General features: G+C 56.3%; 6 protein-coding genes. All 6 read left to right on the top strand.

Annotated elements, in window-relative coordinates:
• Positions 1 to 38 precede the first annotated feature (38 nt).
• The 6 genes from ACFSR7_RS02505 (at position 39) to isdE (ending at position 12,563) form a co-directional block, all read left to right on the top strand.
• Entirely contained in the window at positions 39 to 4,703 is a 4,665-nt protein-coding gene (locus ACFSR7_RS02505; protein WP_378159064.1) for a polysaccharide lyase family 8 super-sandwich domain-containing protein, read from the top strand.
• Between the two features lie 390 nt (positions 4,704 to 5,093).
• Positions 5,094 to 5,771 carry a response regulator transcription factor gene (locus ACFSR7_RS02510; RefSeq protein ID WP_378158831.1) on the top strand — a complete coding sequence of 226 codons (678 nt, stop codon included), beginning with the start codon at positions 5,094 to 5,096 and terminating at the stop codon, positions 5,769 to 5,771.
• Entirely contained in the window at positions 5,768 to 7,147 is a 1,380-nt protein-coding gene (locus tag ACFSR7_RS02515; RefSeq protein ID WP_378158832.1) for a sensor histidine kinase, read from the top strand. Before ACFSR7_RS02510 ends, ACFSR7_RS02515 begins: the two co-directional genes overlap by 4 nt.
• A 321-nt stretch (positions 7,148 to 7,468) precedes the next feature.
• Positions 7,469 to 7,870 (top strand): hypothetical protein, encoded by a 402-nt coding sequence (locus ACFSR7_RS02520; RefSeq protein ID WP_378158833.1) that lies wholly within the window; start codon positions 7,469 to 7,471, stop codon positions 7,868 to 7,870.
• Positions 7,871 to 8,051: 181 nt separating this feature from the next.
• On the top strand, positions 8,052 to 11,486 hold the full coding sequence (locus ACFSR7_RS02525) for an NEAT domain-containing protein (RefSeq protein WP_378158834.1): 3,435 nt from the start codon (positions 8,052 to 8,054) through the stop codon (positions 11,484 to 11,486).
• A 117-nt stretch (positions 11,487 to 11,603) separates the two neighbouring features.
• On the top strand, positions 11,604 to 12,563 hold the full coding sequence (gene isdE / locus ACFSR7_RS02530; protein WP_378158836.1) for a heme ABC transporter substrate-binding protein IsdE: 960 nt from the start codon (positions 11,604 to 11,606) through the stop codon (positions 12,561 to 12,563).
• Positions 12,564 to 12,593 lie beyond the last annotated feature (30 nt).

Here is a 12,593-nt window from a genome sequence, read left to right on the forward strand (position 1 = left end):
CTACAGGCATTAAAATCCAGAAACGGGGTGTAAACGTGATGAACATGAAAAGCAAGATCAGCATGCTGTTAGTCGCGGCTTTAATCGTAGCCTTGTTGGGTGCCTTTTCGCCATCAAAAGTAAGCGCTTCCTCGGATGAATTCGATACCATGCGTCTTAAATGGAGAGACAGCTTAATCGGCGGCAACGGCTACGACGTTAACGATCCGGTCATTGCCCGTAAGCTAAACCTGTTAAGTCAGACCACCTGGAGCACGATGAACAAGAGCGCCAGCCGAGCTTACTTGTGGAGCGATCTGGCGAGCGCTGCCGTATCCGGGCAGGTCACCCAAGCGTATCAGCGAATCAAGGACATGGCCATTGCCTACGCGACGGTCGGCTCGAGCGTCTACGGCAACCAGCAGCTGAAGACAGATATTATAGGTGCGCTGGATTGGATGTATGCCAACCGGTACAACGAAACGAGGGCGTATTACGACAATTGGTGGGATTGGGAGATCGGCTCTCCGCTGCAGCTGAACGACGCCGTCGTCATTATGTACGATGACTTGACGCCGACGCAGATCGCGAATTACATGAAGCCGATCGACAGGTTCTCCCCCGTTCCGGAGGAAGTGAATTATAAACAAGGGGTCAACACCGGGGCCAATCTCGTTTGGAAATGCAATATCATCGCCTTGCGCGGCATTCTGGTCAAGTCGGCGGCCAAGCTCGTTCTGGCCAGGGACGGACTCAGCCCGGTGTTCGACTACGTGACCGTAGGCGACGGCTTCTACGAGGACGGTTCGTTCGTCCAGCATGAGGTGTATGCTTACACGGGCGGATATGGCGCAAGCTTGTTGCAAGAACTCGGGAATGTCTTGTACATGCTGGATGGTTCCTCCTGGGAGCCGATCGATCCGGATGCGAGCCGGGTTTACCAATGGGTGTACGACGCCTACGAGCCGCTGATCTACAATGGCGCGTTTATGGACATGACGCGGGGAAGAGCCGTCTCGAGGAGCTACGATCAGGCTCATAATACGGGGCACCGAACGATCGCGGCAATCGTGCGATTGGCGCAGATGGCTCCCGCGGAGCACGTCGGAAGGTTGAAGTCCATGGTCAAAGCCTGGCTGCTGGCGGATACCGAATTCGATTATTACAATGACGTTAGCTTAACCTCCGCGATCGAGACTTTGGCTATTATAAACGATGCGTCCATCCAGCCTAGAGACGAATTGACGCTGAGCAATGTGTATGCCGGAATGGACCGGGCAGTCCATCTGCGGCCCGGCTTCGGCTTCGGGGTCAGCATGTCCTCCAATCGGATCGGGACGTATGAAACGACGAATGGCGAGAACCTGACGGGCTGGTATACCGGCTCCGGCATGACTTACCTGTACAACGGAGATCAGCGGCAGTATTACGATTACTGGCCTACGGTGAACAAGTACCGGCTTCCCGGAACGACGGTCGATACGATGGCGAGAACGGACAGCGAAGGAGCCGGATATCGAAGCCCGAAAACCTTCGCGGGCGGTTCGGAGCTCCAGGGGCAGGACGCGACTGTCGGCATGGACTACAAGGCATACGGAAGCTCGTTAACGGCCAAGAAGTCGTGGTTTATGTTCGACGACGAAGTGGTAGCGCTAGGCGCGGGAATCAACAGCACCGATAACCGGACGATCGAGACGACGATCGATAATCGGATGCTGAACGCGGAGAGATCGACGCAAGGCATCGATCCGGGCTCTCCGGCAACGGAGCCGATCGGCTCCGAACCGCTGCGCCACAAGGTGGCTGCCGTTACCGACAGCGGCAACGACGGCAACCTTCCCGGCAATACGTACGATAACAATATAGGGACGCGATGGTCGTCTTCAGGAACCGGCCAATGGATTCAGTTCGATCTCGGCAAGACGCAGCCAATTGGCTATGTCGGCATAAGCTTCTTTGTTCAAAATACGAGAACGTCCGCATTCGATATCCTGGTCTCGGAAGATAACGTTAATTGGAATACGGTATTCAGCGGCAATTCCAGCATCGTAAGCGACGATACGGTGATTCAAACGTTCGATTTCCCGGACGTTCAGGCCAGGTACGTGAAGATTCTCGGATACGGGAATTCTTTAAACTTATGGAACAGCTACAGCGAGGTGCAGATTTATGCGCCGAGTTCGGCCGGCAATGCGATGATCCCGCCTTCCGTCAAACCGCTCAGCGCAACGAGCGTGACAGACGCGACCTATGGATCCGGCATTGACGAAGTCAACGATTTCGATATCGCGACCTCCTGGACGGCCGGAGCCGAAGGGCAATCGTTGGTATTGGATATGGGCAGCAACGTTCAGCTGGGTTACGCAGGCATTGGCTTCCCGGATGGCCACAATCGGGAATACAGCTTCGATATCGAGGCTTCCGCGGATCAATCGGTATGGTCGGCGGTTTATAGCGGCAGCAGCGCGGGGCAGACCTCGGAGATCCGCGCGTACGATTTTGACGATACGACGGCCAGATACGTCAAATTCACCTTGCACGAGGACGGAGAAGGGCATCCGGGCCGGGTATCGGAGATTCAGCTGTACGCACCGAATGCGCTGGGACCCGTCCTGGATCCGCTGCACAATACGCGAGTGGCCAAAGGGGATGAAACGTTCATCGTCAACGGCGTCTCCAAGCCGGTCGGATTAGGCTGGCAAGAGGAGATGAGCAACGTCTCCTACGCGTATCTGGAGGGAACGGGCGGCTACTACTTCCCGCAGCCGGCCACGATCAAAGCCGGCCGTGCCGCATCCGTAGGCAAGTATTCGCAGCTGACGACCGCGGGAGCGACGACGGACATCAGTCGAAATTACTTGACGATGTGGTACGATCATGGTAAAAGTCCGGTTAACAAGGATTATTCGTATGTCGTCCTGCCTAACAAGACGGCCGCGGAGACGGCGTCCTACAGCTCGAATCCCGATGTCGAGATCGTCGCGAACAACCGGAACATCCAGGCCGTGCGGGAAAAGACGACAAACCTATTCGGCGCCAACTTCTGGCAACCCGGCACGGTGGGCAGGGTAACCGCATCGAACGCCTCTTCGATCACGATGAAGGACGAGGCGGGAGAGCTGGATGTCGCTGTGTCCGATCCTACGCAGCTCCAGACCAAGCTTACATTCGAGATCGCGAGGGAAGGGCTGTCCGTGCTGGAGCAGGATTCGACCGTTACGGTGCTTCAGCTGAGCCCGACGATCAAATTCGAAGTGAACACGAATCAGAAGAACGGACGTTCCCACTCGGTCCGCTTCCAGTACGACGCAAGCGTGTCGACTCCGCTGCCGACGCCTTCGCCGATTCCTCCGGTTATTCCTCCGACGGAGCCGGAGCCCGAGGTTTTGACGACGGTGGACGTATTGGACGATTACACGCAAGTTTACGCGCGGAGCGCCAACTTGGACTTTGAACGGGGAACGCCGCCGTACTTCAACGGCGACACCTCCCGCGCCATTCGGACGACGAAGGGGACGACGGGCGAGTATCTCATCTACAAGGCCGCCGACAACAGGGAGATGACAGACTTCGACGTCACGACCTGGTTCTATCCTTACGAGACCAAGACGGATTACGCGATCTACACTTCGCCGGACGACTTGACTTACACCCTGTATACCCCTACCAAGGCGACGGAGCTGCTGAGGTGGACGAAGGTTAATTATAGCGGCACGCTGCCCGCGGGCACGAAGTTCCTGAAGATCGTCTTCCAGCAGAATTCGGCCTACGTCTGGAATTCGCAGATCGGAGAGGTCAGGATCACGAGCAAGCTTGCGACCGCTTCACCTCCGGCGATGAGGGAATATACGCTGAACGATCCGCTGAACGACTTCAGCAAAGTACTGGCGCGCAGCACCAATCTCACATTTGAATCCGGCAGCCCGCCTTACTTTAACGACGATGCGTTTCGCGTTATCCGGAAGACAGTCAGTACCGATGCGGGAGAGTACCTGGTCTACAAAGCTCCGTACAGCATGGATATGACGGACTTCGAAGTCACGACCTGGTTCTATCCTTATGAAGCCCGGACGGATTTCGAGATCTATACTTCGCCGGACAATGCCGTCTATACCCTGTATACGCCTACCCAAACAACGGAGCTGCTGAGGTGGACGAAGGTCAGTTACAGCGGATCGTTGCCTCAAGGCACCAAGTATCTCAAGATCGTCTTCCGGTTAAATTCCGCTTACTCTTGGAATCCGCAGATCGGCGATGTCCGTATCACGAGCAAGGTTCCGAGCATCACGGTGACGGACGACTTGAACGACTTCAGTCATGTGTTCGCCCGCAGTGCACGTCTGGTGCTCACCGGCTCCAACTCGGGACAAATCGGCAACGATACCTCGAGACTGATGAGAACGTCGAATGCGGAGGAATATGTGGTTTACCAAGCGGAGCCAGACATGGATTTGTCCCGGTTCACGGCTAAATCCTGGGTTTGGCCTTACGAGGCGGTGGATGATCTCGAATTGTACGTCTCTTCAGACAACGTGACGTACGCCTTGTTCACGCCGACCAAAGATACGGTGGCGAAGTCCGGAAGCTGGAGCGAACGGAACTACAGCGGGGACTTGCCGGCCGGCACCAAGTATCTGAAGATTGTATTCAAGCCGTCGCCGACGAACGGTTGGAATCCGCAGATCGGCACGCTCAGCCTGACTAGCCATATTACTTATCCCTAACGCCAAACGCTGCCAAACAACAAAAAGCACGTCCAACCGGACGTGCTTTTTGTTGTTTAGACGTGTCCGGCGAACCGGAATAAAGGAATCCGTCACATCCCGCTTGGAATGCATCATGCCGTTCGGAGCAGCCGCTGCGCAGATATTTTCGGTAGCGACTATCATAGATTTCTTGCCACGCCATCGATTGCCGATAGATTTGTAATCTATCATTCATACAATGTTCATATAACCCCTCTAATCTGAAGGAAGTCCGCCATTTAATAATTATACGTTGATAATGAGAATCAATATCGTTTAATATAAAAGAGATCTCATCTATTGGGAGGAAAGAGGCGTTTGGGGCATGACCGTTAACGTATACGATTGCGGGCGGGTGAAGACGAGTTTATGAAGCAATTGCTGGTTACGGACGACGACATCCATCACCGGTCGCTGCTGAATCACTTCATGACGCGTCAGGGCTATCGCGTGATCGAGGCGCAGGACGGCGAGCAGGCGATCGAGGTGCTCAGGGAGCAGGCGATCGATCTGGCGATCGTCGACGTCATGATGCCGAAGGTCGATGGCTGGACCCTATGCGAGCATATCCGCGACAGCTACGATATACCGATCATCATGCTTACGGCCAGGGATCAGCTGGCGGACAAGGAGCGCGGGTTTCTTAGCGGTACAGACGACTATATCACCAAGCCCTACGAGCTTCAGGAGCTGCTGTTTCGCGTCAAGGCGCTCTTCCGGCGTTATCTGGTCCCGTCGAGCGGGAAGATCAGGCTGGGCGAATTCGTGATCGACCTGCAAAATTATGAAGTCATCGACGGAGACAGCGTGATCGTATTGCCGCTCAAGGAGTTCGAGCTGCTGGCGCAGATGGCGCAGTATCCCGGCCGCCTCTTTTCCCGCGACGATCTGATCCGCCTCGTTTGGGGACAGGACTACGTGGGCGACGAACGGACGGTGGACGTACATATCAAGCGCCTGCGCAAAAGGTTCGTCGGCAGCGAGCGGCATTTTTCCATCCATACGGTCCGGGGGATCGGCTACAAGATCGAGGCTGCCGGCTCATGAAGTCGCTGTATTTCCGCGTTTTCGTCATTATTCTGTATACGGTGGCGCTGAGCAGCGTGCTCGGATTTTCCGTATCGAACGCGTATTATCATTGGAAGCTCAAGCCGCTGCACGACGCCAAGATGATCGGCATTGCGGAGGACGCGCGGACGTTCGTCGAGCAATACCCCGAGGCGGTCGGAGATTATATGCGCAATGCGTCCTCGCTCGGCTACCAGATTTATTTGACCGATCGTACCGGGCGCGAGTTTTATTTCGGGCATTCTTTTCGCAAAAAGAATCTGGCCTTGGACGTGCGCGAGCAGGTGCTGGCGGGGAACGTCTATCACGGCATCGCCCATTATCCAGATTCGCCGTTTTTGACGGGATACTTCGAGAACGGCTTAAGCAACACCGTAGGCGTCCCGCTTCAAATCTCCGGGATGAACTATGCGATGTTTTTGCGGCCCGACGTCCGTCTTCAGTTTGGGGAGCTGCGCGTCTTTTTCGCGCTTATTTTCGTATTTACGGTCGCGTTCAGCATTCCGAGCTTCCTGCTCAGCACGCGCTACCTGGTTCAGCCTGTCACGCAATTGACCGAAGCGACCAAGCGCCTCGCGCAGGGCGAATACAAGATTCGGCTCAACACGAACCGAAGAGATGAGATCGGCCAATTGGCGCGTCACTTCGAGACGATGAGCCGGGAGCTGGAGCGGTCGGACCTCGCCAAGCGGGACTTCGTCGCGAACGTATCGCACGAGATTCATACGCCGCTATCCTCGATCCAGGGCTTCGCGGATATTTTGCAGCAGCCGGAGCTGGACGCCGCTACGCGAATCGAATATGCGTACATCGTAGGCCAAGAAGCGCGGAGGCTGGCGGAGATGAGCCGGCAGCTGCTGCTGTTGTCCACGCTCGACCGTGCCGACGGCGAGCGTCTGGACAAGCGGGAGCACCCGCTGAGACGGCAGCTTCAGCATGCGCTGCGGCTGATGCAGTGGCAGCTGTCGGAAAAGCAGCTGTCGGTCAAGCTATCGGTGCCGCCAAGCCTTACGATACGCGGCGACGAGGCGCTGCTTCACCAGGTCTGGACAAACCTGCTGTTCAACGCGATCCGTCACATTCCGGACGAGCGGTCGATCGCGGTTCGCGCGCTGGAGGCGGGCGGAGCCTGCGTCGTAGAGGTGTCCGATACCGGCGACGGCATACCCGAGGACCAGCTGCCTTATATCTACGACCGCTTCTATCGGGGAGACGGCTCTCGCTCCCGGTCTTCGGGCGGCACGGGGCTTGGACTGTCGATCGTGCAGGCCATCGTCCACAGGCACGGCGGGACGATCCAGGCGTTCAGCCGCATCGGCGAGGGGACGACGTTTCGAGTGACGATACCCGGTTAGCGAGCGGAAGCGGCTGACGCGTTCGCCAAATTTGTAATTTATTGTTCATTGTCCATTCATAATTCAAAGATAGGCTAGCACTAGCATGGGGAAGTATGTCCAATAGGAAAATTAAAACATAAGTTCAAAAATATTGTTAAAAAATAGGTTGACAGCTTGGATTTTATTGGGTTAGTATCAAACTCGTAACTGATAATGATAATCGTTATCATATTTGGAAAACGGGAGGGATGCCTCAAACTCACTGCTGATGCAACGTCGTCCAGGTTCGCAACAACGAAGCAAAAGCAATCATCCAAACTTTTAAGGAGCGTGCAAATGATGACAAAAACAATGAAACGTTCGGTATCCTTCCTGCTGATGATGGTGTTCGCGCTGGTCATGGTCGTTCCGGCCTTCGCGGCGACGCACACGCATGCCTATGAGTTCTACTACGACGGCGAGTACCACGAGCACTCGAGCGGCTACATTTCGGGCGACGCGTCGATCGACGACACGGCAGGTACGGTCACGCTGAAGCTGCAAGGCGGCAACTACTTCCCGCAGATTCAAGTCGGCTCTACGTATTACAACGGTTCTTATAACGCGACGACCGGCCTGACGACGTTCGTACTTCCTGGCTCCGACGCTGCGAACTTCGATATCTCGCTGCACGTTCTGGTTACGATCCTGGGCATTCCGGTTCACAACACTTGGTACGACCTGGAAGTTCACTGGCTGTAAGTTCAATAAGAACGCATTCGGGCAAAAACGGTCTGAGTCTCAGACCGTTTTTGCCGGTCAATACCATTCATTCAAAACTAGCAATTCCGACTATGAAAAAAACGCGGCGCGATGATCGGCCGCATTTAATAAACGGGGTACCGGCTATTCTAAATTTGAAGATAGATAGGAGATCGTACAGTTGAAAACGTGGATTAGAAAATGGGCGCTGGTCGCAATAGCGGCATTAATGCTGCTAAGCCTGCCTAACCTGGGAACTGCTGCCGACAGTACGGGCGGCGGGGCTATCGTCGACGGTGAATACACGAATGTGTCATACACTTATCTGGTGGATGGTACGAACGAAGTATCGGCCGCTAACAATTTCATGCAAGTCATCGGCTCGGGGCGATTGGTTGTGACGAACGGACACGCCGTTTTTTATCACAAAATTCCCGGAACTTCAGCCGATTGGATTAAGTTTTTGGCTTATCGTAAGCCCGGACAACCCAAGGCAACGATCGTTGGCGATGTTGTCTCCAATGACGGAGGCTACGAAGCGTTTGGTAGAACCGTATCTAACGCATCGAGCGGCGAAGTTGAAGTGTCTCTTCCCGTGGAAGAAGATCCGACGGCCAGCATCGACATCTTGATGCATGTCGCCGTTCCGCCGGAGATCGTTAAAAATTACGATCATTGGTACAACGTGCAATTGAAACTCGACACGAGCAAGATTGTCACGAATCCGGGCGGCGGTTCGGGCGGAGAAACGACCGAGTACACGCTTACGCAGTTAAACGAACTGATCTCGGCTTCGCAGGCCGTGTACGACGCGGCAGTCGTTGGCGATGCCTATGGGCAGTACCCTGAGATTTCGAAGGCGTTGTTCAAGCATCAGATTAACGCCGCTCGCGACGCGGCGGACAAGGGGGAATCGAATCCTAGCGGCATTACGCCGGCCTATAAGGCGTTGACGGACGCGTTGAACAGCTTTAAAACGTCCGTCAGACAGGCAGACAAAACGGCGCTTAAAGAAGCAATGGCAAAAGTACAGGCCTTGTACGACAAAATACAGGCTGCCGGAGAATTGGGAAGCGCGGACGCAGCAGCACGCGCCGCGTTGAACGGAGACGCAGACGCTAGCAACGACGTGGAAACGTATTTGCTTAAAGCAGTGACCAATGGCGAATACAATTCGGGCATAGCGTCCTCGCTAAAAAGCGCGCTGAGCTCCGCGCAGACTGCGCTCGACAATCCGACGACGCCGGACACGACCGTGGCGACGAGAACGAACACGCTGAACAGCAGATATGAGAGCAACAAAGAGTATTACTACCGTTTAGCGTCTGAAACGCTTCCGATCTACATCTTGGACAATGCCACCTCCGCCAGCGCGCAGTCCGAATACGCTTCGGATTTTGCCGGCGTCGCCTATCGTCTGACGAACGGCAAGGACAGCACGGAATATGCCAATCTGCCGATGAACGTCGCCAACGTCAGCGAGGCATACGCATCGGCGCCTGCAACCGATGGAAGCTTTGAGCTTCCACAGGAAGGCTTGCCGGGATATAAAGCGATTAAACTCGTATCCTTTGGTGATTATAAGCAGCCGGTTTATCAAGTAAGAAGTCAATTTACGCCTCAAACGAATGGTCTCTCGTACCTCAGCTACAAGGTGGGGGAACAGAAGCGGACGGTCTATATCAGCTACAACTATAACGAACTGCAGCGCTTAAACAATCGCATCGCTGCGGCTCAGAACTTGCACGAAAAGGCGCAAAGTGCGGGGACGAGCAAGCTGAAAGCGACGTCGCTCGCAGCTGAGCCGCTGGATGCGCTCGAATCGGCAATCGACGATGCGAAGCAGACCGGCGACAATCTGGCCGCCTCGCGGCAGCAGATTACGCAAGCGAACGTCACGCTGAAAACGGCCGTTGCGAGCTTTATCGAGAACGTACCTTTTACCGCGTTCTTCACGGCCGCTGCCGCCGCTTCGGAAGACTTTTCTGACGTAGGCGCGAATCTGGGAGAACAAGCCGACATCAGTGCGGCGAACGAGATGACATATGCCGAATTCACGGTTAAAAGCAGCTCTAAGGTAACGGCCGTACGCGTAAATAACGGAACAAGCCTTGTCGATGCTGAAGTGATCAGCAACGATGCGCAGAACGATACCCGCCGCGTCAAGATCGCGATCCCGGATCTGGCTGCGCTGACGACCGTCCAGATCGTCGCGGACGGCACGACCTACGATGCGCGCCTAAATTTCAACGACATCGACAACAAGGCGCTCGTCGCCAAGGTTGCCGCCGCGAAGAGCGAGCTCGCCGCCGCAGTCGTCGGCACCGCTGCCGGCCAATATCCGGCAAGCGCGAAGACGGCGTTGGAGCAAGCTGTCGGAACGGCCGGTAAGGAAGCGACAAGGCTTGCGAGCACGCAGGCGCTGAGCGATGCCGCCGTGCAGAAGCTGGACGATGCGATCAAGACGTTCCGGGCGGCGGTTCATGTATCCGGCGGCAATCCGGGTACGGGTACAGGCACGGAACTGACGGACGGCAAGTATCAGATCAGTTTCACCATTCTGAAGCAAGGAACGACGCAAGCGTCCGTTATGGACGAATATGTCGCTCACCCGGGACGGATGCTCGTGGAGAACGGCTCGAAGTATGTTTATATCTGGCTGAATAAGAGCAAGGAAATTACGGCCTTCACCGTGAACGGCTCGTCTACGGAGACCGTGACGAGCGATACCGCGGGCAATACAAGATGGGTGCGGTTCCCGGTAAGCGATCTGACTGCCCTGCAAAGCGGGTGGGTCAAGATCGATTGGCCGGAAGTGAATTACTTCCACCAGTATGACGTTCAAATCAAATTTGGCAGCTACACGAAGGTAGCCGAATGGAGCGGAGAAGGCTTCGGCTCGGTGACGCCGCGACCGAATCCGGACGGAGAAGAGGAGGAGTCCGAAACGGATGGAGAAGGCGGTGCAAACGGCGGCAGCAGCTCCGGCGGCACGGATGAAAATCTCGGCGCGGAGTTCTTCGATACAGCGAAGCACTGGGCCGTGGCTTCGATCAGCCGCGCGGTCAAGCTCGGCATCGTCAACGGCTATTCGGACGGCAACTTCCGGCCGAACGCAGCGATCAGCCGCGTCGAGTTCGCGGTACTGCTCGGCAGAGCGCTGGACCTGCAAGGCGAGGAAGCCGAGCTGAGCTTCAAGGATGCGGCAGATATCCGGCCATGGGCGCAATCGTTCATTAAGCAAGCGGTCGCGGCAGGCATCATCGGCGGCTTCGAGGACGGCACGTTCCGTCCGGCGAAGGAGATCAGCCGTCCCGAGCTCGCTGTCATGATCGTCAGGGCGCTCGGCATCGCGCCTGAAGCGAATGCGTCGCTCACGTTCGGGGACGCTTCGCAAATTCCGGCGTATGCCCGCCCTTACGTGGCGGCGGCCGTCAAGCTGGGACTGATCCAGGGCGGCAGCAACAATCTCTTTGGCGCGAAGTCTCCGGCGACGAGAGCCGAGGCGATCACGCTCGTGCTGCGGGCGCTGGACCACGCAGAAGCGGACGCAAAGGCGAAGAAGGAAGCTGAGGCTGCCGGCGCCAAGGCGGAGAGCGAAGCCGCCAAAGCATAAGGCAAGCAGCTTGACCGCGGCGGTTAACCGAGGCAGGTATGCCCCGCGCATTCACTCATAGCAACGGACAGAGGACCCTTGACGGTGTCCTCTGCCGTGTTTTAATCGGGAGGAATTATGAACGCGACAAAACATGGAATGACCGGCATCGCCTTGCTGTTGGTCTGGATGGTACTGTTGGCCGGCTGCGGCGGCGCAAACGCTGCAAAATCAGGCACGCCCGCGAGCCCTGCGGCGAGCGCGACTGCAAGCGGGTCCGCAAGCGGCTCCGAAGAAGCGGATCCGTCAAAGAGCGCGGAGGCGCCGGATTATCGAATCGTCTCGACGACGGTGGCCGTGACGCAGATGCTGGATGCGCTCGGCGTCGATCTGGTCGGCATTCCGACGAGCGCGAAGACGCTGCCGGAGCGATATGCCAAGGTGACCAAGGTCGGCAATCCGATGAGTCCGGACATGGAGCTGGTCAAGTCGCTTCGGCCGACCGACGTACTGTCGGTCACGACGCTTCAGTATGACCTCGAGCCCACTTTTAAGCAGATCGGCTTGAACGCTTCCTTCCTGGATCTGACCAGCCTGTCGAGCATGCAGAAGGAGATCCGGGGGCTAGGGACCAAGTTCGGGCGCGAAGCGGAGGCCGAAAAGCTGGCGAACAGCTACAACGATACGCTGGCGAAGCTCCAGGGGGAAGCGGCCGGCAAGGAGAAGCCGTCGGTGCTGATCCTGCTGGGCGTTCCGGGCAGTTATCTGGTGGCGACCGAGCATTCGTACATCGGCGACCTCGTCCGGCTGCTCGGCGGCGTCAACATCGTGCAAGGGGAAAAAGTAGAATACCTGGCTTCCAACACGGAATATTTGCAGCAGGCGAATCCCGACGTCATCCTGCGCGCGGCGCACGGCATGCCGGTGGAAGTGGTCAAGATGTTTGACGAGGAATTCAAGAAAAACGATATCTGGAAGCACTTCAAGGCCGTCCAGAACGGGCGCGTATACGACCTCGAGGAGGAGCTGTTCGGCACGACGGGCAACATCGCGGCGAACGAAGCGCTGGAGGCGCTGTACAAGAGGCTTTATCCGTAATCGCCGTTTTTGAAAGGAAAGAGGAAATCG

Origin of the sequence: Cohnella sp. GCM10020058 (genome assembly GCF_042683485.1) — a bacterium.
GTDB lineage: Bacteria > Bacillota > Bacilli > Paenibacillales > Paenibacillaceae > Cohnella.

Coding starts and splice junctions, on each gene's coding strand:
- ACFSR7_RS02505 (WP_378159064.1), top strand. CDS start 39: ATGAACATGAAAAGCAAGATCAGCATGCTGTTAGTCGCGGCTTTAATC.
- ACFSR7_RS02520 (WP_378158833.1), top strand. CDS start 7,469: ATGACAAAAACAATGAAACGTTCGGTATCCTTCCTGCTGATGATGGTG.
- ACFSR7_RS02515 (WP_378158832.1), top strand. CDS start 5,768: ATGAAGTCGCTGTATTTCCGCGTTTTCGTCATTATTCTGTATACGGTG.
- isdE (WP_378158836.1), top strand. CDS start 11,604: ATGAACGCGACAAAACATGGAATGACCGGCATCGCCTTGCTGTTGGTC.
- ACFSR7_RS02510 (WP_378158831.1), top strand. CDS start 5,094: ATGAAGCAATTGCTGGTTACGGACGACGACATCCATCACCGGTCGCTG.